Genomic DNA, 22,591 nt, shown 5'->3' with positions numbered 1-22,591 from the left:
GCCCGGGCATCCGCCCGCGGGATCCGGTGCCTTTCCGTCGGCGCCGAAGACCAACACGTTGGCGACGCTGTCGGCCATCTTCGCGTTCGTCTTCGCGCCGGCCGGCGCCGCGCTGGGGCACGTGGCGTTGTCCCAAATCCGGCAAAGCCACCAGCGTGGCCGCGACCGCGCCATCTTCGGGCTGACGGCCTCGTACCTGATCATCGTGCTGGCGGTCGGCGCCCTGGCGGTGTGGCTGGCGACCAGCGGATCCGATTCGCACACGGTCAAGACGGCCGCCCCCAGCCCGTACGTGCCGCCGGTGCCGCCGCACACCACGGTGATCACGCCGCCGCCGGCGCAGCGCCCGAGCGTCTCTGTCAGCGACCTGAAGGTGGGCGACTGCATCGAGGTCCAGCAGAACAAGCCGGACCCCTCGGAGAAGGCCGACTTCATCACCATCTACCCCGTCACATGCGAGGTGCGCGAAGGCGTCCTGCAGGTGACCCAGCTGCTGTCGAACGACTCCTGCAAGACCCCCACGACGCTGTGGAACCACAACAAGACCGTGTACGCCTGCATCGTCGACTTCAAGGGCTGAACCGATGTATCCCAGCGACGACCCTTTCGCGCCGCAGTCCGGCGACCCGTTCGGCGGACCGCCGCCCACCGTGTCCTACGGGGGCGCGCCGACGACCCCGGTCGGCTACTCGGGTGCGCCGTTCGGTGGGCAGCCGCCGCGCGCGGACTACAACACCCTGGCGGTGCTCTCACCGGTCTTCGCGGTGATTGTTCCGCCCGCCGGCATCGTGATGGGCCACCTCGCCTTGCCGCAGATCAATCGCAGCGGTGAGCGGGGACGCCCGGCCGCGATCGCCGGCCTGGTGATCGGCTACCTGATGTGTGTGCTGCTGATCCTCGGTGGCGTGTATTGGGGCACCCGCCCAAGCGATTCGACGCCGGCGACCGCGTCCAGCTCCGCCCTGCCCCGGCCGCTGCCGCCCCGGACCATCACGTCGGTAGCGCCGGGCACCACGGTGCCGCGGGGCCCGAAGCTCGACCTGGCGACCGTGCCGATCGGCACCTGCGTGGAGCTGCAGCTGCGCAACAGCACGGGCAACGACGCGCTGGACCTGTTCGGCGTCGACTGCGAGCACCGCGACGGGGTGTACACGGTTGCCGCGCGGGTGCGCTCGAGCAACCAGTGCAACTCGGTGTACGTGGCCGCGCCGCCCGACCGCTCCTTCGCCCTGTGCCTGAACCCGTATTGAGAACCGGACAATGAACGCACCAAACCCCTTCGACTTCAGCGACTTCGGGCCGGGCAAGCAGTCCGCGCCCGGTGGCGGCCAGGCGCCGGCGCACGGCCAGCAGGGCGGGGGTTTCTCGGGCGGGTTCGATCCGTGGGCCAACCAGCGCCCCGCCCCGGCGCGTCCGGATGCTTTCCCGGGCCCGGCGGCACCGGCGTTCGACCCGGCGGGCGGGCGTGACGCATTCGGCCAACTCACCGCGAGTCCCGCGGGCGTCGGCGCGCTGACGACGGCGGGCCCACCGCTGGTGTGGTTTGCGGTGGCGCTGGCGCTGGCCCTGGCCGGCGTTGCCCTGGCCGGCGCGAGCGCATTGGGCGGCCCGATGATCGCGGCCGCGGTCGGCGGGTGGCTGTTGGCCGGGCCGCTGGCGATCGGCGCGCTGGCGGTCTTCAGCCGGGTCGATACCCGGCGCCGCACCGAGGCGATCTATTCGGCGCCCACCTGGACCTCGACGCTGTACTGGGTGGTGCTGGCCGTCTGCCTGGTGGGGATCGCCGTGGGGGCCTGGCAGATCGCGCTGTGGGCAGGGACGTTGTAGTGGCCCAATCTGCTCGAATACCTCGCGGCCGCAACGGTCTTGCCGTACTGGCGCGGGTGGCCGCGGCCGCTTCTTTGGTGGTGGTGCTGAACCTGGTCGGGTGGGCGCCGGTCGCGTCGGCGACCGGCTCGCCGGGGGCCAGCCGATTCGGGGCCTGCCTGGCCTCGCAGAAGGCCGGTGATCTGCTGCTGTTGTTCGACGAGTCGAGCAGCCTGCAGCAGACCGACCCGCAGGCCGCGCGGGTACAGGCCGCCCGCTACCTGGTGCAGACGCTGGGCAAGTACGCCGACCGGGTGAGCGCACACCTCGACGTCGCCGTCGCCGGGTTCTCCGATACCTATGTCCCCGAACATGATTGGACCCAGCTCACCGGATCGACCGCCGGCAGCGTCGGCGCCTCGCTGGATCCGATCGCCAAGAAGAACACGGGCATCGACACCGACTACTGGCTGGCCCTCGACGGCGCCCGGCAGGCGCTGACCAACCACGGCGGGGCCGCCGGCAAGGGGCAGCGCTGCCAGGCCATCGCCTGGTTCTCCGACGGCATGATCGACTTCACCGCCCGCCCGGTGACCAAGCCCTACGCCGACGGGGTCCCGCTGGACTCACCGAACGGAATCCCCGACACCACCCAGAAGGCCGTGCAGTCCATCTGCCGGCCCAGCGGCCTGGCCGACCAGCTGCGGTCGAGCAACATCATCATGTTGGGAATCGGGTTGGGCGCCAAGCAGACTCCCGGCGACTTCAACGTGATGTCGGCGATCAGCACCGGCAAGGGACTGCAGGGCATGGCGTGCGGCGCCATCATGGATCCGGTGCCCGGCGACTTCTTTCCCGTCGCCAACATCGACGACATGCTGTTCGCATTCGACGCCCTCAACCCCGACCCCGGCGTGACCGACCAGGGCGGGGTGTGCCAGATCAAGGTGTGCCCGGAGGCGCGGCACAACTTCGTGCTCGACCGGTCCATCAAAGAGGTCAACATCCTGGGCTCCGGCGGCGTGCCCGGCGTCGAGCCCTACCTCGTCGCCCCGACCGGGCAGACCCTGCCGCTGCCCAAAAAGGACGGCGCCCAAAACGTCAACGTCGACGGCGTGTCGGTGAACTATCAATGGCAATCCGAATCGGCGCAGACGATCTCGCTGCAGAACGGCAACGCGCCGCACTGGGCCGGGCAGTGGGCGATCGTCTACGTCGACACCACCGGCCAGCACCCGGACGCGGTGTCCAAGGTCAGCATTCACATCACCACCGACATCTTCCCGGCGCTGACGGGCGGCGAGAAGGTCGCGTGGCACAGCGGCCAGACACTCAAGGGCCTGGTCTTCGGTTTGGTTGACGGCCAAGGCAAGCCGATGGCCCCGGCCGACCTGGCCGGCTCGGCCACTATGTCGGCCTCGCTGGGTCCCGACGGCGCCGCGCCGATTCCGCTGCTGACCGCGGCGGGCAAAGACGACATCGCCAAACCCGTCGACGCCGACCTGACCAAGGTCGCCCCGGGGCACGCGACGCTGCGGATGTCGCTGGTGATCACCACCGCGGACACCACCGACCTGAACGGCGGGCCCATCGCCGGCACCCAGCTGTCGCCGCAGGAAGTCGATGTGCCCGTGCAGATTCTGCCCAAGGTCGGTCTGCCCACCCCCGGTGAGCGCATCGATTTCGGCACGGTCGAGGGAGCCAAGGGGGCGACGGCGACGCTGAACATCACCGGCCCGGGCTGCGCCTGGATCAGCGACACCGATGCCGCGACGGTGTCGGGCGCCCCCGACGGCATCGGCACGCCGCATGTCGGTTCGCCGATGAATTCGGGCCAGCACTGCCTGAAGGTGCAGGCCGGGGAGACCGCACAGCTGTCGGTCACCCTGCACACCGACCACAACGGCCACGGCGGGCTCAACGGCACTGTGCCCGTCCACGTTTCGACGCTGGACAACCCGGACGACGCGCAGACCGTACCCGTGGCCTTCACGGCGTCGATGATCAACCCGCTCAACACCACCAACTTCATTTTGGTGCTCATCGCCGCGCTGCTGCTGGGTCCCGGAATCCCGTTGGCGCTGCTGTACGCGTCGAAGTGGTGGGTCAGCAAGATCCCCGACAATCCGCTGCTGGCCGAACGCATCCCGGTGGAGGTCGACCACGACGCGGTGTTGCGCGGCGGCGAGCCGTTCGCGATGGCCGACACCGATCTGGTGCAACCGGTGACCGGGCTGCCGCCTGGCGGCACCCGCGAGCTGTCGGTGGCCGGGGTGAATCTCTCGGTCGTGATGGGGCGCAGCCCGTTCGGATCCGGCCACGTGGTCGTCAACGCCGAGGGCGTCGTCAGCGTCGGGTCCAAGCTACCCGGATCGGACAAAACCGGTCTGCGCGCTGTGCTGCCGCTGGCGGTGCACAACACCTGGGTGCTGCTGCACAACCCGTACGGGCCCGAGAACGCCGCCGAGGTACTGCTGTTGGTGGCCGGAACCACCGACACCCTCGCGCGGGAGCGGCTCTACGAAGACGTCGCGCAGCGACTGCCCGACCTGCTCACCGGGTTGCGGCTGCGCGCCGTACAGGCCGGCATGACGGCGCCGTTCGCGGCGCCGGGCGAGACGGCTTCCCCGTTCGGTGACACGCCCGCCGGCATCGTGGCCGGCCCGGCCGGAGACGATCCCTTTGGCGGCGGGGGCGATTCGCCATTCGGGGGCGCACCCGCAGCGGCGCCCGCCTCCTTCGCGGCAGCCAAACCCGTTGCGCCGCCGCCCGTGACGACGGGATCGGTGCCGCCGGGGTTCAACGAGGCGGAGACGCAGGAGCGGCCGATCCCCGAACCCATACCGCGCCAGGACGACACGATGGCCTCGGGCTACCGGTATGACGAGCACGGCCAGCGCGAAGAACGCGACGAGGGCGGCGAGCGGGGCGAGGGCAAGCCGTCCGCGCTCCCGCCGACCGAGGCGACACAGCCCTCCTATCGATTTGACCCAGAACCATTCGACCCGTTCGGAGAGGGCACCTGATGCGACGATTCCTGGTAGTGGGCTGCGGTGGCTCCGGTGGTGCCACGCTGTCTCTGATGATGGACCAGTTGCGCTCCGAACTGCACACCGCTGGGATCGAAAAGCTGTTGGCCGGTTGGCAATTCGTCCATATCGACGTGCCGAGCGCCGCCGAGTCGGGCCCGGAGGGGCTGGCGAACGTCCCCGCCCAGGGCGGCAGCTACGTCGGCTGCGGACCGCAGGGCAGCAGCTACGCCGTGCTCGACGGTGCGCTGTCGCAGCGGCTGGCGGCCGAATCGGCGCTGGACACCATCGCCACCTGGGCGCCCCGCAACCCGCAGGAGGTGTCGATCCCGATCTCGGCCGGCGCGGGGCAGTACCGGGCGATCGGGCGCATGATCACCCTGAGTAAGGCCGCCGAGATCCACGCCCGGCTACAGGCCGCCTGGGACACGCTGTTTCGCGTCGAGACCGTTTCGGAGATGTCGACGGTCGACGTGCCGGGCATGGGGCGCTTCGACCCGAACGAACCGCCGCTGGTGTTGGTGGTGTCCTCGATGGCCGGCGGTGCGGGCGCGTCGATGGCGCTGGACGTGTGCCGCCTGCTGACCTTGGTCACCGGCCTGGATCCCCGATTGATGGGCGTATTCATGGTGACACCCGACATCTTCGACTCGTTGCCCCAGAGCGCCATCATCGGCGTGCGGGCGAACGCGTTGGCGATGCTCGGCGAGATCGTGGCCAGCCAATCCGGCGCGGCCCGCGAACACGACGTGCGGATCCTGCGCGCGCTGGGCCACCATCACGGCGAGGGCGAACCGATTCCGTTCGCGCGGGTCTTCCCGGTGGGCCGCTACATCGGCGCCGACCGCACCCTGTTCGGCGACGGCTCGCAGTACGCGGTGTACCGCGGACTGGCGCGTGGGCTGGCCGGGCTGATGATGAGCGGCCGGGCCAGCGACCAGTTCGTCGCCTACGACCTGGGCAACACCGCGTCGCCGGTGGGCGATCGCGACCTGCTGGGCTGGGGCATCTCGTCCTGGGATGTGTTGCCCTGGGGTACCTATGGCTTCTCCAGCCTGAGCATGGGCCGCGACCGCTACGCCGAATACGCCGCCCAGCGGCTGGCCCGCAGCTGCGTCGACAAGCTGCTCGACGGCCACATGCAGAAGGGCAATCCGGCGTCGAGCACCGAACAATTGGACTCGCTGCTGTCCAGCCAATGGGCCGCGCTCTGCGGCGAATTGGGGTTGCCGCCCAGCGCCGGTGACGAGCAGACCCGGGTGAGCCAGCTGGGCCGCTGGATCGGCACCGAGGCGTTCACCGCCGACACCGTCGCCGCCACGGTCAACAACCTGATCGACCGGCAGCTGCGCAACCACCTGCCGAACCCGGAAGGCGTCGCCGCCGAACAGTGGGTGCCGACCATGCGGCAGGCCGTGCACAATCGGCGCGCCGAGTTGGCCCGCGCGTGTGCGGATGCAGCCTACGCCATGGCTTTTCAGTGGCACCAGGACTTCGCCGCCCGGCTGGACAAGGTGGTCGGCGCGGCCGTCGCCTCGCTGGGATTGCCCTTCGCGCGGGAAGTCGTCGACCAGCTCCGCCGGCACATCGACGACCAACTCACCGCGGGGGTCGCGCAGCTGGGCAACATGGGCCCGCCCGACATCGTGGCGATCTCGCCGCAGGTGGACGCCGGGCTGAAATCGCTGCACGGGGTGATGACCAACACCGACCAGATCGTGGCGGCCGTGGTGGACGGCTTCCGCGCGACGGTGCGTCGTCAGCTGTTCGCCGACACCGCCGCCCGGATCGCCGACGTGATGCGGGTGCTGGGCGTGGAATTGCTGGTGCCGCTGCGTGATCGCCTCAGCGAGGCGATGGTTCAGCTGGAGATCGCCCGCTCGGAGCCGCCTACCGACGTGGGCCTCGCGCGGTTGGCCACCGATCAGTATGCGGCCTGGCCGGCGGACGCCGACGAACTGGTGCCCAGCCGGTTCGCCGAGGCGAACAACGAAGTGCTGCTGATCAATTCGACCGCCTTCAAGGGACGCTACGAGGCCGACCTGCCGAAGGCGGTGGCCGGTGCCAACGCCATGATCCCGTTGCAGTCGGCGATCGAGGAGGCGACCACGCGGGTGATCCTCGGGGAATGGCAGACCACCGGTGGCGTCGCCGCGCCCGGCGGGCTGATCGAACGCACCGCCACGTGGGTCACCCGGGCGCTGGGCACCGACCCGGAGACCGGCCGCGCGCGGGTGCCGTCGATCGCCCAGTTCGACATCCACACCCGGCCAGTGGAATTGCTGCGCAGGGCCAGGCTCTACGTCGAGCGGCCCGGGGAGTCGTTCGCCGAATTCTGCAAGGTGTCGCTGCGCGACTACGTGCAGGGTGCCGGGGCGTCGGAGTCGGAGCTGGTGGCGCGCCGCCGCGACATCGCCACCAAGTTCGCCGAGGCGCTGTCGCTGGCGCGACCGCTGGCCAGCGTCAACGACCAAGCGCTGCAGCGGGTCCACCCCGGCCAGCAGACCGAATACCGCTACAAGTTCTCCGAGATTCCGTTCGCCGGTCAACCGGTCGACCGGGAACTGTTCGAAGTCATCCGCAACAATCCGCGCATCGACCAGGCGACGAAGGACAACTACGGGCGCTCGCTGTCCGACGAGGACAGCGTGACCCGCATCGACATCTTCGGGTCCTATCCCAACTATTCGCCGCTGGCGTTCGACTCGGTGCTCAAGCCCGCCGCCCAGCAGTGGGCGCAGACCGCGGGGCCCGGGCGCGGCGCCTTCTGGAAATACCGTCGCTCCCGGCCACTTTCGGCGTCGCTGCCGATGACCGACGAGCAGCGATTCGCCATGACCGGCGGCTGGTTCGTCGGCCAGCTGCTGGGCCGCATCCAGATCCCGGCGTCCCCGTTCACCGAGCCGGTGCGGATCTACGACGCCGACAGCGGGCAGTGGCTGAACTTCCCGAACCCGCTGCTGACGCCGCCGTCGGCGTTCCACGCCCCCTACGACTGGTTGCCCGCGGTGCTGGAATCGATCCTGCTGGCCATCGCGCAGTCGCACGAGCCGCCGGTGATGCGATCGCTGCGGCCCTACAGCGTGCTGCGTGAGCTCTACGACGCGCACTCCCAAGACCCCGCCAGCGGGATCGTCGCGTTGTCGGCGCAAGGGCTGTTGCGCGAATTCCTGCAAGGCGTTGCGAGCGCACCCGGTGTGCAGTCTCGGGTGCCGGGAATCGCCGAGGCCCAAACCGCCGACGAGCGCGCCGCGGCGGCCGTCGAATGGTTGACCACCATCCGCGACGTTGCGGCGCAATACCTTCCGGCGGACATGGCCGGGGCGACCCCGGGTGGGGCGTTCACGACGGTGCCGACCCGGACCACCGCGTCGAACACGCCAATGTTCCGCGACCTGGCGCCCGACGTGTACGCGGCCACCGGCGCGCTGATCAACCTGATCCAGCACGAGGCCGAGGCGCTGGCGGCCGGCGCCGCGGCGGGCGGGCCGGTGCTCGACGGCGGTGCGCCCGTGGTGATTCCCGAGGGCGGGACGTTCTGACCATGGTTGTATCCAGCGACACCGCTCTCACCGTGGTCGTGGCGCCCCACCTGCATACCGACGAGCTCCTCGGCGTCCTGTGCGATTACTCCGCAGCGGGACTGCTGGGCGTCTTCGTCTGGGTGGAGGCCGGCGATGCGCGGGGGCCCGCGACGACGGCGACAATGGTGCGCGACGGCCGGTCGGAAGGCGTTGTGCTGCAACAGGTGCTGACCGCCAAGCACTACGACCGGGTCCGGGTGGCGGTATTGGTTCCACTCGACGCCCCGGCCGAGCAACGGGCGCCACTGGCCGCCGAGCAGTTCGTCGAACAGGTGGTGCGCAGCACCGCCCGTGGAGCCAAGATGACCCTGCTGCGGATGCTGCTCACCAGCGGGCGGGTCGGCGCCAGCCAGCTCAGTTCGTCGGTCGTGGTCGAGGGCTGGCACAACCTGCTGATCGCGCCGGAGGATTCGCCGGCGCCCGGGTTGGGCGCGGTGCCGTGGGGACACCTGGCCGAGCCGCTGGATCTGGCCCAGCGTGCCGCGCCGGTGGTCGCCGCGGTGGCGGGTCTGTGGGCCGATCTGCAGCAGACTCCGTTCGACAGCGTGGAAATCCTGCCCGGACAGACGCTGCGCGCGGTGCGCGCGTTCTACCGCAGCCTCGACACCGCCGAGGTGGAACGTCGGCTGCGGGCGCGGCTGTTCGATCCGGCCGGACGGTTGCCGCTGCCGCATGGCGGCCAGGTACCGGTGCTGTACGTCGAGGACGTGTCGGCGGCCACCCAGTCGATGGCCCGCGCGTTGTGGACCAAACATCGCGACGTGCTGCGCGGGCCGCGGATGGGTGCCGACGATGTTGCCACGCAGGCCATTTCGATCTGGGCGGCGCTGAAGATGTTTCTTCGCTTCATGGGCGGTGCGCTGCGCAACGCGCCGTCGGCGTGGTTGTCGGCGGTCAAGGGATCGGTATCGGCGGTGTTGGCCTCGACGGTGCAGGGCACCGTGTTCGGCGGCCGCGACTCCGCGTTCTCGGTGGTGACCAGCAGCCAGCTCGCCGACTGGCAGGACCTTGGCCGCAGTGCCGACACGCTCAACGCGGCCATCGGCGGATCGGGGGCGAACGGGCAGCTGGCCCAACAGGATCTGAGCCCGCTGTGGACCGACTTCGTCAACGGCGCACTCACCCTGGCCGACGGCGGACGCCGCGCCAAGGGACTCGACCCCATCCAAGTGGGCGCGGGCGTCGGCGTCGTGGCGAGCGCCGCCGACGTCGTGCCGAGCGGCGCGGACCGATTCACCGCGATCCCGACGTCGCTGGCCGCCGTGATCGGGGTCAGCGACCTGGAGCCGGCCGACGTGCTGGGCGCGGCCGATCTGCGCCAGCGGCTGCAACGCGCCTACTCCGACCCGGCGGCCGGGGTCGAGGCGCGGGGGCGTCGACCGAACTGGAGCGCTGGCAGCAATACGCGTCGAAAAGCTATGCCTGGCAAGCCGGATCGATCCTGGCCGACTTCCTGGGGCGGGCGCGCACCGAGGTCGCGCAAATCGCCGAACAGATCCAGCGGGCGGCCAGCGAGATCTCGATCGACGAGCGGGTGCGTGCCCGCCAACAAGCCATCGGCACCATCCTGGCCACGCTGACCTGGGCGACGTTGGGAGTCCTCGTCGTGCTGGTCGGCCTCGCGGTGGCCGGCTTCACCGGCTGGAAATACACATTGATCACCGGCGGGATACTGCTCGGGCTCTACGTTGTGGTGTCGCTGACGTTGTTCCTGTTCGCCCAGCGCGACATGTTCACCCTGATGAATCTGCGCAAATCCCAACAGAATCAGCTCGACATGATGCAGGCGAATCTGCAGACGGCGCTGCAGGACGTCAGCCGCCTGTCCACCGCGTACGGCCAGTATCTGTCGTGGTGCCGCGTGCTGGGGCCGGTGCTGCGCGCACCGTTCGGGCCCGCACCCGCCGGGCGGTCGGCGGCGCCACTGATCTCCGACGGCCTGCCCCGCTGCGCCCAGGTCGGCGTGGCCGATCCGGGCGCCGAGCGCGCCGACGATGCGGCGCATGCCATTCAGCGCCGCCTCTACGCGCTCGGCTGGCTGACCAAGCCGTGGCAGGAGATGGTCGCCCACGCCGCGGGCCGGCTGCGGGAGGAGCCCGAAATGCTCTATCGCATGCCGGGTTTCCGGACGTCGTCGGGCCTGGACCAATGGTCGGCGGCGGTGGCCTCCGGGCAGGTGCACTCCACCGGCGCCGAAGCGCTGTGGCAGCGCGTCGAGCAGATGTTCGCCGAGGACGACCGCGTGGGCACCGCGCTGACCGGAGCGGTGTTGGCCCCGGCGCTGGGTCAGCACGTCGCCTCCGACCAGTTCGCCGCCGGTGTCGTCGACCATCGGCCGGGGCAGGCGGCTCCGTTCGACGGGTCGGTGTTCACCGACGCGGCGATGACCGCGGGCCGCTGCGCGGTAGCCATCGACACGGCCGCGCTCGCCCGACCCGGTCTGGGTTTCCGCGCCGCGGTGGTCCAGGCCAGCGACGGGCTGGCGCCCTATGACTTCACCCTGTTCGAGGTGCCGCTGGCGGCCGCGTCGGGAGTCGAAATGGAGAAGACCGCGGTGATCACCCACACCGAACACCGGGATGCGCCCCCGGGCGGGGATTTGGTGTTCTAGCCATGCCCGATCCGCAGCACACCGGCGACGCCGACGACCCGCGCCTCAACGCCCTGATCGCCTGGCGCCAGCGCCTGATCGACTCGGGGGCGGTGTCCAAGGCGGGCTTCAAGGAAACCCACCTCCGACTCATACTGCGGTCGGGGCGCACCGATGTGGACCAGATTCGGGCGATGCTGCCCGGCTCCGTCGCGGAGTACGCGGAGGAGCTGGCGGCCGTCCTGGCCGAGGTGGAGTCGGAGCCGTCGCCGGGCCGGCATCACCGCTCGGCGGCCCTGTCGGCGGTCGACGCCGCCGCCGAACCGACCGGCACCGCGCCGCTGACCGACGGCGCCACCCACGACCAACTTCCGCTGAGCCCAAGCGATTTCGCGACATACACCTTCGGTGAACAGACCGGCCCGCTGGCCGCCGTCACCGTGCGGCCCCGCGCGACGACCAGGACGCCGGTGGCTGCGAGCTGGCCTGGACCCCCTACCTGCCCGGCGGCGACGCCGTGGTGATCTACCGGCTGGTCGCCCAGGAGGACAACGCGCCGTACTCCCCGGACCGGGCCCGGCTGGTGGCGGCCACCTCGTTGACCACCGCGGCCGACCCGGTGCCGTCGGCCGCGGCGGTGCGCTACTACCAGGTGTGGGTCAACGTCGGCGCTACGCGTGCCGAAGCGCTTGCCGCGCAACCGATCAAACACGCCGAAGGCGTGGCCGTCAGCCCGGTGCGCGATTGTGTGGTGCGGCAGGACGACGGCAAGGTGATCGGCAGGTGGACGGTGCCCGCGGCGGTCAGCACCGTGTTCGTGTCCCGGATGCCGGCCGAGGAAGCGGGCCGCGAGGGGCCCCAGCACCGGATCTTGCTGGACCGCGACAACCGCGCCGGATTCGTCGACCCCGACCCGGCGCCGGGACGGCGCTACGTGTATCGGATCCGGGCCGCCGTGCCGGTCAACGGTGTACTGCGGCTTTCCGCGCCGGTGGACGCGGAAGTCGAAATCGCCGCCGTCCTAACGCCGGTCACCGACTTGATGGTGACGTCGGCGCCGGGCACCGCGGAGGGCTTCGAGCTCACCTGGAAGGCACCGCCGGCCGGCGAAGTGGTGATCTATCGCAGCCAGACCGGCCCGGCGGCGGGTGCCGAGGCTAACGACTTGCCCGAGGCGGCGCTCGAGCAGGTCGGCCTGACCCCGGATCTGCGCTTGACGCAACCGGTTTCCGAGCAGCCCGGTCCCGACGGACGGCCGCGGTCGGTGATGTCGGGGGTGTCCTGGCCGACGGACTGGAGCCGCGCCTACTTCACCCCGGTCACGGTGCTGGCCGGTCGTGCGTTGCTTGGCAAGACCTTCTGCTCGGTGCGCACCGGTGTCATCCGGGATGTCGAACTGGCCGAGTACTGCAACAAGCAGGTCCTGACGTTCGACTGGCCGCAGGGCGCCGCCGTCGTCGTGGTGTATCTGGCGCCGAAAGGCTACGACCCCGCAACGGTCTGACCGGAACGTCCTACGAGATCACCGTCGAGCAGTACGAGAAGTACGGCGGCCTGCAATTGCCCAACGGCAAGCTGCCGGTGAGTGGGTGTTCGTTGCATCTGGCGCCGGTGGCCTTCTCCGCCGGTCGCCGCGCGATCGGGGCCGTGCGCAGCATCGAATACGCGGGCCTGTTGCGGCTGCAGTACGCGGTGCAGCTGAGCCGCGACCCGGTGGGCCAGCCGTCGCACGCGACCATCTACATGCGGTCCGAATACGAGGTGCCGGGATCGCCGGCATTCGTACTGGTCAACCATCCGGACCGAATTCCGTTGTCGCCCACCGATGGAGAAGCCCTCGACGCGGCGCCGCTGGACGCGCAGGGCGGGCTGGCTGCCACGCCGTCGAAGGAACTGCGGTGGTCGGCCCTGACCACCGCCGGGACGGCCGAGCCGTGGGCCGTCGACCTGCGCGGCCGGCGCGGATGGATCCGATTGTTCGTCAATACGCCGTCGGCGGCGCGGCTGCGCACCATCGCGCTGTTGGACCCGCCGGTGCACAGCCTCCGCTTGACCATGGGCGCGCCGTGACCCCGCGCTACGGTCAACTCGCCTATACGAGTTTCGACCGGCCTGGAGGCGCGGGCGGCTGGCAGGTCAAGCAGACCACCGGCGATCTGTCACCCGAGGAAACGCAACGCCTGGCCTCGGGCGTGCGCACCGCGTTTCGGCCCGTCACGCCGCTGCCCGACTATCCCACCCCGGAGCAGTTGGACGCGGGGCCGCGACGGCTGGAATACCGGCGCTGGGCCGGCGACGCGGCGGGCTACTGGCACACCGCCGCCGCCGGCGCCGACAGCACCGGGCGCCCGGGCAACGTGTTCGCCCACGTATTGCTGGACCGCGCACCGGATTCCGCGCCGCGGGCGCGCCCCATCCAGCGGTGGGGCTCGCCGGCCTGGCTACGGCCGTTCGGCGCCGCGGCGGTCGGGCGCGCCGCCTTGCCCGCCGAACCGCCGGGCGTCGCCGACGTCGTCACCCGCGAAAGTGTGATCGCCTTCGCGCTGGACACCAGCACCTGGCGGGTCGGCACCTTGCTCGGATTACTGGACGCCGTCGCGGCCGCGCTCGACGGGGGCGCGCCCGTCGTCTTAGGTGCCGTGTCCGTCGACTCGGCCGCGCAGTGGATCGGCCTGGTGAGCTTCCTCATGTCCCCGGGGACCGCGGCCACCCTGAACTTCAGCACGTTCGACCGCGCCGACCAACTCGGCCCGGCGCAGCACGCCATCGCGCACCTGGCCGCGGCGCCCGTCGGCGACTTGGACACGGTGCCGGCGGGTTTCGTCGTCATCGACGAGACCGCGACGCTGTCGCTGGGAGAGCTGGGGGGCGAGCCGCATCGGACCGCATCGGGTCAGGCGATCGCCGTCACCGCCTGGTCGGTGATGGCACAAGAGGTGCTGCTCGACCCGCAGTCGGCACTCGCGGTGCTCGACGAACTTGACCACCGCGCCGCGCACACAGAGGATCGGGACCTGCACCCGGCGTGGCCGCTGGCGGTCACGATCGCCGCCGACGAAGGCTTCGCCGCCGCCCATCCCGAAGCGAACGCGATCATCACCGCGCACTCGCCGGCCGGTATCACCCCCGGATCGCCGACCGAACGCCTTGTCCACGAGGCGCTTTCGGCCCTCGTCGGCCACACCACACCCGACGCGTGGAAGGCCGCCGAGCAGAACCTGCCCGGTGGCGCCGGCGAACACGCCGCGCTGACCTACCTGTGCCGCGCCATCGGCGACGACACCTGGCTCGATCAACTGGGCCCGATCCCGTTGAGCGCCAATACCTATCACGGCCGTCCGGTTCCCGAACCGCTGGCTGCCGCGCTCGGCCCGGCGCTGCAACGAGCCGGCGCCAGCGGTGACCCGCAACGGCTGCTCAAGCTGATCGACCTGCTGCTGCGCGCGGGCGTCGACGACGACCGCCTGACCCAGGCCCTCACCGACCGGGTCGCGGCCCAGCTGGCCGACCCGCAGACCGGGACCACGCTGGCTCGCCGGTTGACGCACCGGCTCGGCCCCGAAACCCGGATCGCCGCGGCCGCCGCGACCCTGCGCCTGAGTTGCGAAAGCGCGACGCCGATCAGCGACGCCGTGCTGGATTGGTTCGCCGACGGATCCACCATGCCCCCGCCGGTCGAACTGCTGGGCGCCCAACCGTGGGACGCGACCTGGACCCGGGCCGCGGTGTGCGGCATGCGTGCCGAACGCAACCCCGACGAGGCGGATCCCTTCGCCGAGTTATGGTGGCTCGCGGCCAACGGGGCGCCGCGCCGCGACGACGTGGCGGCCCAACACATTTGGGAGCCCGCCGAACTGCTGGCGGCGGGCGGGCCCGCCCTGAGCACGGCGGCGCTGTTGCCGACCCTGCTGGGCGCGCCCGACAGCGAGTCGTTGGCCCGGCTGGCCGACGAGATCACCGGTGCGAACAACGACGACCTCGCGGTGGCATGCGCGGCGTTACGCATGGTCGCGCCGGCGTCCTGGGTGCAGCGCGGCTACCTCAACACTCACCAAAAGGCGTACGCCGGGCTGTGGGACGCGGCGTTGAACCAGATCGGGCCCGGTCGCGTGCACGCAGACTGCGCGGTGCGGGTGACAACGCTGGCTGTCCTGGGCCTGATCGCGGGCCAACCGCGACCCGTCCTGGCGGGACAACTCGCCGCCGACCCGGCCGTCGCCGCCGCCGCCGGCGAGCAGGTGCTGGCCCTTGTTGACAACAACATCGTCGGGCCCACAGAGGTGTTGGCGGCCAGCCTGTTACGGACCGATGCCGCCGAGTCGGGCGATGCCGTCGACGGAGTGCTGGCCGCGGCCGCCGCCGCGCTGACCGCGAGCCGGCAGTTCAGCGACGACGACCAGGAGGGGGTGCTCGCGATGATGATGCGGATGGCCGGCAGCAACGAGGGATCACCGCCACGGCGGTACCGCAAGCTGGTGAGCACGATGCTGGCCCGCCGCGCTGAGGGGCGTGCGCCGCTGACGGCCCCGCCGGCGCAGATGTGGAGGAACCACTGATGCCGATCTACGCCCTGACCGCCCGTAATCAGCGCGCGCACATACCCGTTGGACCGCTTTCGATTTCCATCAGCGGTGCGGTCCAGGACGCCGCGCTCGACATCCAGGGCGCGCCGGGCCAGCCCGTGGTGCGCTCCAGCCCTCAGCACGTCGTGGTGCCCTCGCTGACCGGTCCGATCACCATCGCCGTCCGGCCGGCGTTCACAACGCAATTCGGTGCCGGAACCGTCGTGCACCTGGCGATCGCGCACGATGTGCCAGACGAGGCCGACCCGGTCCAGGTGCTGTTCGATCCGGTGGATGTCAGCGGCGATACCGCGGTGGTGTTTGCCGAGCTGCGTCCGTCGGGCCACCACATCGAAGTCGCCGTCACCGCCGCGGCCGACACGGCGCTGAGCCCCTTGGCCGCCGCGGCGCGTACCTCCGCGCGTCGTCTCATCGGCCGGGACCGCAAGGTGGCCCACGCCGAACTTGTTGTCGCCCTCAATAGTTCGGCCTCGATGCGCCCCTGGTTTGCCGACGGCAGCGCGGCGGCCGCCACCGACGTGGCCGTCGGGGTGGCCGATGCGCTGGGGATTCACGACGTCGCCGCGGTCCTCGTCGGCGCCGACGTCACCAAGGTCCCCGTGGACGGCCATGGCCCCGGCGCGGGGCTCGCCGACGCCGTCCGCAAGGTGCAGCCGCGCTGGTCGGCGGGCGCGCGCTGGTCGCGGCTGCGGACCGACATCGCCACCGTGGCCTGTTCGGACTTCCCGGCCAGCGGCGTGCACCGCGGATTCGCGTTGATCACCCTGTCCGACGACCGCCGTGTGGCCGGCCCGCGGCTGCCGGCGCCCCGGTCGGGGCAGGATGCCTCCGCCGAACTGTTAGCGCATCCGCAGGTGCTCGACGAGATCACCGCCGGGCTGGTTCGGGCCCTGACATGAGCGCTCCGACGGCCCCGGCGATCTTGACGAAATGTCCACGCTGCTTTGCGCTGCTGGATCCCGATCATCACCTGTGGACGCTCGCGCCGACCAGCGGTGCGCCCCGCTACCACGACGAGGTCGGGTCGGCGTTTTTGGGCGCCAGAGCCGAGATCGGGCCGATGTTCCGGTGGGATCGGCCACCCGGGTACAACGGTCCGCCGCCGCCGAACATCGCCGCGCAGGCGCTGCGCGGTCCGGTCCACGAGATCTGCCCGGTCTGCCACTTCACCCTGCCCGACCGGTGGCGCGAGGGTCAGGCCTATTGCATCGCGATGGCGGGTGCCCGCGCCACCGGCAAAAGCCTCTACATCGCGGTGCTGGTCCGGCAACTGCAGCTGCTGTGCGAACACCTCGGGTTTGCGATGGCGCCCGCGACGCGCTCGACCGCGGTCGCGTACGCAACCCATTACGAGACACCGCTGTTCGTGCAGCGCGGGTTGATCCCGCCGACACCCACGATGATGACCCAGACCTCGACGCAGCGCGAGCCGTTGATCTTCAGTCTCGGCACCTGGCACGGGGTGCAGCGCTACCTGGTGCTGCGCGACGTCGCCGGCGAGGACATGGAGTCCGGAAACCTCCATTCACCGCCGTTCCGGTTCTTCAGCAACGCCGAGGCCGTGTTCTTCATGTTCGATCCGCTTCGGGTGCAATCGATTCGGGATCAGTTGCAGGATCTGCTGCCGCCGCAGATGGTGAGCGGGGGAGACCCGCGCGGCGTGCTCAACAACGTGATGATGGCCATCGGTTCCGGTGAGCCGCGGCTGGCGGTCATCCTGTCGAAGTTCGACGCCCTGCGGGCGCTGCGCGACGTCGACGGCTCCGAGTGGAGCATGGTGATGTCCAACGCCGGGGCCGCCTACCTTCGCGACCCGTCGGACTCGGTGCTCTACGACGACAACGACGGTCAGTTGCTGCACGAAGAGGTGCGCAGCCTGCTCACCCGGCTCAACGCCGGCTCGATCATCGCGGGCGTCGAAAACCCCTCCACGCCACGGCGGTTGAGGCACCGGTTCTTCGTCGTTTCGGCCCTCGGCCAGCCGCCCAGCGGCCAGCGGTTGCACGCCCGGGGCATCGCCCCGTTCCGTTGTGTCGACCCGGTCCGCTGGGTCACGTCGAGTTTCGGTGTGCTCTAGGCTTGCGCGCGGCGAACATGACGATTCCCCCTCAGAATCCCTTCGAGCACAACCCGTTCGGCAGCACGCCGTTCGGGGCCAGTCCCGCCGGGCCGCCGGTGTATTCGGGGCCGCCGGTGCCACCGCCGGATCGCCCACCGGTCAACGCCTTGGCGACGTTGTCGGTGGTGTTCGCGTTCGTGTTCGCCCCCGTCGGGGCGATCCTGGGGCACCTGGGCTTGAGGCAGATTCGGCGTACCGGCCAGCGCGGCCGTGATCGCGCATTGGTGGGGACGGTGCTGTCGTATGTGGTGATCGTTGCCGTGACGGGCATTTCGGTGGTGTGGCTCACCCGGCCCGACGGCCCCGCCGCCCGCAGTGCCGCGCCCACCACGGCTTCCCCGTCCCCGAGCCCAGCGGTCACGCCGTCCGATCTGGCGCGGCTGGTGCCCACCCTCGCCGACGTCAAAGCCATCACCGGTGACGACAAATTGATCCAGGCCGTAATTCTGCGCCGGCCCGACGATCTCGCCGCGGGCGGACAAACCACCGACCGTCCGGAATGCCGCGGAGTTCTCTATGCTGGCGTGCCGGACCTGTACAACACCGGAAGCCTGGTGAACTACTACATGCCGGTCTTCGCCGACCGTGATGACCCAGCCAACACGAGGTCGGTTGACGCTGCCATCGCGGCATTCCCCGACGCAGCCGCAGCGCAAGCACAACTGACGAAAATGTTGTCCACGTGGCGCCAGTGCGGCGGGTTGCCGGTGACGATCACCTTCCTCAATAAGAGCACAGTGGCGTTCTCACTCAATGAGCCGATCGATGCAGGCAGCGCCATCACCACGATCGAAGCCTCGGCGCGCGACGATCTTTCCGTGCACGCGATCGCCGCCAAGGCCAACGTCGTCATCGACCTGCTGGTGTCCTACACCGGCAACGACGTGGACCGCGCCCGCCAAACCGCGACGGCCGTCGCCAACCAGATCCTCGAGAAGATTCCGGGCTGAACGATGAGCAATCCACAGGAGCCGTTCGGGCCCAATGCGTTCGGCGGCAATCCGTATGGCGGCCCGCCCTACGGTGGGATGCCGCCCGGCCCGCCGGTCTACACGGCGCCGCCGCCCCAACGACCGCGCACCAACGTCTTCGCGACGCTCTCGGTGGTGTTTGCGTTCGTCTTCGCGCCCGCCGGTGCGGTGCTGGGGCATCTTGGCCTGGCGCAGATCCGCCGCTCCGGCGAACGGGGCCGCGACCGCGCGATTGTAGGGCTGATGCTGTCGTATGCGGTCATCACGCTGTCGGTGGTGGCCGTGGTGGCCTGGGCGACGCAGGGCGACGGTGGATCGTCGCGAACGGCGTCACAGACCAGTACGGCGGCCTCAACCGGAGCCGCCTCGGCGCCGTCGTCGTCCATCGTCACCCCGACGGGCCTACCCGGATTGTTGCCGACCATCGATGACGTGAAGAGGTTCATGGGAGACCCCAATCTTGTTGCCCTGCCGCCGACATTCAAGCCCGGCCCGGATTCCGACAGCGCATCCGTTGATCGCCCCGAATGCTGGCCGGTCATGGGCGGCGGCGCCCCCAACACCGATATGCAGGCCCTCGTCGGTTACTACGGGTTGGTGTTGATCGACGACCACGACGTACCCGCCATGAAGGAAGCGGGACAGGTGCTCATGGCCTTCCGGGACCCGCCGGGCGCGCAGCGACAGTTGGCGAACCTCGTATCGATATGGCGTAACTGTGGCGGCTCGACGATGAACATCATCCCCCCGCCGGGCAAGCAGGCGCCGCCCGTCGCGGTGTCGATGGGTGTGCCCTCCGATGCCGGAAACGGGATCACCGCCATGGTGTTGACCGCGCAGGGCCCGGTGCTGCGGTCGCGCAACGACCGTGCGATCGTCGCGAAAAACAATGTGGTCGTCGACATCAACGTTGTGCTGGTGGACACCGATCGTGGTCAGCAGGCCGCGCTCGACATCGCTAACTACATCCTGGGCAAGATCCCGAGTTAATCCGATGAGCAATCCCTTTGGCCCCGGCCCGTTTCAGCCGAACCCCTTCGGTGGTAGTTCGTTCGCCCCGCAACAGCAGCCGGCGCAGCCGCCCCCGGTCGCGCCGCGCGATGAGGCCAATGTGTTGGCGACGCTGTCGGTGGTGTTCGCGTTTGTCTTCGCCCCAGCGGGTTTGATTCTGGGGCACTTGGGTTTAGCGCAGATTCGGCGTACCGGGCAGCGTGGCCGCGACCGCGCTCTGGTCGGGGTGACGTTGTCGTATGTGTTCATCACCGCGTTGGTGGTCGCGTTGATCGTCCGGGCCACGCTGCCTGATAGCACCCCAACGCACGTTGCGGTACCTGCCACCACGACGACGAAGCCACCATCCGGTACCACACCGCGCCCGGCCGCTCCGCCAAGACCTCCAATAGTGACTCCGTCGGACCTGCCCGGTCTGCTGCCGAGCCTCGATGAGGTCAAAACATTACTGGGGACCAGGTTCTGGTGGCGTACGAGCCAACATCTGAACCGGGAAGTAAGTACCAGCTCGTCGACCGACCCGAGTGCTCAGCGGTCTTCGCGGCCGGCGCACCGAACACCTACGACATGCAAGGCGCCCTGCGCTACTACGCCACGATGATGATGGAAACAAATAATCCGCGCACACCTACCGAGGCTGGTCAAGCGGTCGTGGCGTATCGCGATGCGGCGGCGGCCCAAGCGCAATTGGAAAAGATCCAGGCGATCTGGCATCAATGCGCCAACTCTGCCATGACCCTGCTCCCCGCTCCCGACAAAAAAGGGAATGTCGCCGTCGCATTGACGGTGATGGCGCCCGTTGATGCTGGTGGCGGTATCTCCACCATAGAGGTGATAGCGCAGCAACTGTCACCACGCTTGGGCACTTACCGAGCGATCGCCGCGAAAAACAATGTCCTGGTGGATGTGATGATTCTCATGGCCGAAACACGCGGCCGCGGTCCGCAATCCGCGCTAGACATCACCAACTTCATCCTCAACAAGATCCCGGGCTGAGCGCGTGACAAATCCCTTTGGTTCCAGCCCGTTTCAGCAGAATCCGTTCGGAGGCCCGCCGGGTCCGCAGCAGCCGCCACCACCGCCGGCACCACCGCGCGACGAGGCCAATGTGTTGGCGACGTTGTCGGTGGTGTTTGCGTTCGTCTTCGCCCCGGCCGGGCTCATCTTGGGGCACTTGGGATTAGCGCAGATCCGCCGCAGTGGTGAGCGCGGTCGCGATCGCGCGTTGGTCGGGGTGACGCTCTCGTATGTGTTCATCACCGCGGCGGTGATCGCATTGATCGTCGCCGCAGTCATGCCGGACACGACACCTGCCCGGGTCGCGGCACCCGCGACCATTACGACGACCACAAGCACCAGCACGCCGACAATTCCGCCGCCGCCTCCACCGCCCACCGCCGCGCCCGCAGATCTGGACGGTCTGTTGCCCAGCCTCGAGGACGTCGAAGGCATCACGAGGGACCAAGGCATGAAGATCGAGCGGACACTGCATCAGCCCACACCAGATCCCGTTAGAGGCAAAATGGACCGTCCGGATTGCTGGCCCGTCATCGAGTCCAGCGCTCCGGAGGCCTACGACGGTTCAGGCTTCACGGGCTTTTCCGCGACAGAGATCCTCGACAAGAGCCTCAACAGCCAGTGGTCCACCGGACAGGGGGCCACCGCATTTCACGACGCGGCCGCGGCGCAAGCGATGCTGCAGAGATTGCTATCGACCTTCCGCCAGTGCGGCGGCTCTACCTTGAATGCAACCTGGCCCAACGGGAAAACCTACCCGGTGTCCATCCGGCCGCCGGCTGACGCCGGCAACGGCACCACCGCCATTGACGTGGTGCCGCAAACGCCGATATCGATCCTCTGCGTTCACGCGGTCGCAGCAAAGGCCAATGTGGTTGTCGACGTGCAGACGTGTACTTCAGCCAAGACGGATGCCACCCGGCAGGCGACGTTGGCCATCACCAACCTGATCCTGGGCAGGATCCCCGGCTAGCCAACGGGCTACTCAGCCGCCGAAGCCGCCGCCCGCCGGCGCCCCGACCGGGCCGGGCCGGCCCACCCAGGCCGAGGTGGCTGGAGGCGAAGGCGACGCCCTTGTCGATCATCGCGTTGTCGTCGGCGTAGGTGTTGTGCGCGGCGAAGTTCATCCCGTCGGAGCAGACCGGGTCCTCGCTGGCGCACACCTTGACCGTCTTGTCCTGGTAGAGCGGGCCGATTTCCACGGGGGGCTCGTTGAGGAAGTTCATCGCCCGCACGTTGGGCATGCCGAACAGCACGACCGAGGAGACGTGGCTGGCGACGTCGGGGGACAGCGGCTTGGGAACGGTGTTGGGGTCGATGCCGTCGGGCACCGACGCCGAGGTGACGAACCCCATCACGGCCGCGCCCTGCGAGTAGCCGCCGAGCACCATCTTGGTGTTGGGGCAGTCGTGGGCCATCGAATTGACATGGGCGCCCGCGTCTCTGATGCCGTCGATGCCGGTATCCCATTGGTCACTGGCGGGGTAGTTGACCGGATACACGTCAAAGGACCGCCCACCGACGCGCTGGTGTAGCGCGTCGACGAAGGCCTGACCGGTGGGGCCGACGCCCGGGCTTCGCCGGTGCCGCGGGCGAACACCACTTGCACGTCGGGACACTGGGCCGAGGCGGAGGGGATGACGGAAGTCGTCAACGCGGAAGCGGCCACGCCCGACGCTGCGATAACTGCTGCTGAACCGAGGAAACGAACGATGTGACGTGCAATCATGGCGTCCGAATTTCCCATCCGAGCCCCTCCCAAAACTGTCAAGTTGCCAACCATTTGGTGATGATTTCCTGTATACCGGGGCGCAGCGACAGGCGGCGGACAGCGGCGGCGGCGCCGCCATCGGACCGACGCAGCCATTGCGTGTCGGGTTG

The 22,591-nt window shown here is 69.6% G+C and carries 16 protein-coding genes and 3 pseudogenes; 18 read left to right on the top strand and 1 reads right to left on the bottom strand.

Annotation, left to right across the window (positions count from 1 at the left end; all coding sequences use genetic code 11):
* Positions 1–58: 58 nt before the first annotated feature.
* The 18 genes and pseudogenes from B9D87_RS08560 (at position 59) to B9D87_RS08490 (ending at position 21,683) form a co-directional block, all read left to right on the top strand.
* Positions 59–580, top strand: a complete 522-nt coding sequence (locus B9D87_RS08560; RefSeq protein ID WP_085382801.1) for a DUF4190 domain-containing protein — start codon at positions 59–61, stop codon at positions 578–580.
* Between the two features lie 4 nt (positions 581–584).
* On the top strand, positions 585–1,250 hold the full coding sequence (locus B9D87_RS08555) for a DUF4190 domain-containing protein (protein WP_007770553.1): 666 nt from the start codon (positions 585–587) through the stop codon (positions 1,248–1,250).
* A 10-nt stretch (positions 1,251–1,260) separates the two neighbouring features.
* The gene (locus tag B9D87_RS08550) at positions 1,261–1,827 is read left to right on the top strand and encodes a hypothetical protein (RefSeq protein WP_007770554.1); all 567 of its coding nucleotides are present in this window, start codon (positions 1,261–1,263) and stop codon (positions 1,825–1,827) included.
* Between the two features lie 56 nt (positions 1,828–1,883).
* A complete protein-coding gene (locus B9D87_RS08545; RefSeq protein WP_007770556.1) occupies positions 1,884–4,832 on the top strand; it encodes a vWA domain-containing protein in 2,949 nt (982 codons plus the stop codon).
* Positions 4,832–8,377: a tubulin-like doman-containing protein gene (locus tag B9D87_RS08540; protein WP_040629761.1), complete on the top strand. Its 3,546-nt coding sequence runs from the start codon at positions 4,832–4,834 to the stop codon at positions 8,375–8,377. The genes B9D87_RS08545 and B9D87_RS08540 overlap by 1 nt, the downstream gene beginning before the upstream one ends.
* Positions 8,378–8,379: 2 nt before the next feature.
* Complete coding sequence (locus B9D87_RS27450) at positions 8,380–9,999, top strand: hypothetical protein (protein WP_254425558.1); 1,620 nt, start codon at positions 8,380–8,382, stop codon at positions 9,997–9,999.
* A complete protein-coding gene (locus B9D87_RS27445; RefSeq protein ID WP_254425557.1) occupies positions 9,954–11,030 on the top strand; it encodes a hypothetical protein in 1,077 nt (358 codons plus the stop codon). Before B9D87_RS27450 ends, B9D87_RS27445 begins: the two co-directional genes overlap by 46 nt.
* Positions 11,031–11,032: 2 nt before the next feature.
* Positions 11,033–11,533 carry a SaeA-related protein gene (locus B9D87_RS27805; RefSeq protein WP_367648967.1) on the top strand — a complete coding sequence of 167 codons (501 nt, stop codon included), beginning with the start codon at positions 11,033–11,035 and terminating at the stop codon, positions 11,531–11,533.
* Positions 11,527–12,608, top strand: a pseudogene (locus tag B9D87_RS27800) (SaeA-related protein); the annotation flags it as partial. The gene B9D87_RS27805 and the pseudogene B9D87_RS27800, both read left to right, overlap by 7 nt.
* On the top strand, positions 12,591–13,079 hold the full coding sequence (locus B9D87_RS27795; RefSeq protein ID WP_496401148.1) for a SaeA-related protein: 489 nt from the start codon (positions 12,591–12,593) through the stop codon (positions 13,077–13,079). The pseudogene B9D87_RS27800 and the gene B9D87_RS27795, both read left to right, overlap by 18 nt.
* Complete coding sequence (locus tag B9D87_RS08525; protein ID WP_007770561.1) at positions 13,076–15,565, top strand: GAP1-N2 domain-containing protein; 2,490 nt, start codon at positions 13,076–13,078, stop codon at positions 15,563–15,565. Before B9D87_RS27795 ends, B9D87_RS08525 begins: the two co-directional genes overlap by 4 nt.
* Positions 15,565–16,491 carry a hypothetical protein gene (locus B9D87_RS08520; protein WP_007770563.1) on the top strand — a complete coding sequence of 309 codons (927 nt, stop codon included), beginning with the start codon at positions 15,565–15,567 and terminating at the stop codon, positions 16,489–16,491. Before B9D87_RS08525 ends, B9D87_RS08520 begins: the two co-directional genes overlap by 1 nt.
* 23 nt (positions 16,492–16,514) lie before the next feature.
* The gene (locus B9D87_RS08515) at positions 16,515–17,669 is read left to right on the top strand and encodes a hypothetical protein (protein ID WP_040630202.1); all 1,155 of its coding nucleotides are present in this window, start codon (positions 16,515–16,517) and stop codon (positions 17,667–17,669) included.
* A gap of 17 nt (positions 17,670–17,686) precedes the next feature.
* The gene (locus B9D87_RS08510) at positions 17,687–18,661 is read left to right on the top strand and encodes a sensor domain-containing protein (protein WP_007770565.1); all 975 of its coding nucleotides are present in this window, start codon (positions 17,687–17,689) and stop codon (positions 18,659–18,661) included.
* Between the two features lie 3 nt (positions 18,662–18,664).
* Positions 18,665–19,672, top strand: coding sequence for a sensor domain-containing protein (locus tag B9D87_RS08505; RefSeq protein WP_007770566.1), 1,008 nt, complete (start codon positions 18,665–18,667; stop codon positions 19,670–19,672).
* A pseudogene (locus tag B9D87_RS27790) lies at positions 19,572–19,898 on the top strand (DUF4190 domain-containing protein); the annotation flags it as partial. The gene B9D87_RS08505 and the pseudogene B9D87_RS27790, both read left to right, overlap by 101 nt.
* 260 nt (positions 19,899–20,158) lie before the next feature.
* Positions 20,159–20,689 carry a sensor domain-containing protein gene (locus tag B9D87_RS08495; RefSeq protein ID WP_052002466.1) on the top strand — a complete coding sequence of 177 codons (531 nt, stop codon included), beginning with the start codon at positions 20,159–20,161 and terminating at the stop codon, positions 20,687–20,689.
* 112 nt (positions 20,690–20,801) lie between these two features.
* A complete protein-coding gene (locus B9D87_RS08490) occupies positions 20,802–21,683 on the top strand; it encodes a sensor domain-containing protein (protein WP_007770570.1) in 882 nt (293 codons plus the stop codon).
* On the opposite strand, the pseudogene B9D87_RS08485 reads toward B9D87_RS08490, so the two are convergent.
* Positions 21,649–22,439: pseudogene (locus B9D87_RS08485) on the bottom strand (cutinase family protein). The gene B9D87_RS08490 and the pseudogene B9D87_RS08485 sit on opposite strands and share 35 nt — an antisense overlap.
* Positions 22,440–22,591: the final 152 nt, after the last annotated feature.

This window comes from Mycobacterium colombiense CECT 3035, assembly GCF_002105755.1.
Classification (GTDB): Bacteria; Actinomycetota; Actinomycetes; order Mycobacteriales; family Mycobacteriaceae; genus Mycobacterium; species Mycobacterium colombiense.
The sequence above is the reverse complement of the archived record's forward strand: the minus strand, read 5'-3'. Positions and strand labels throughout refer to the sequence as shown.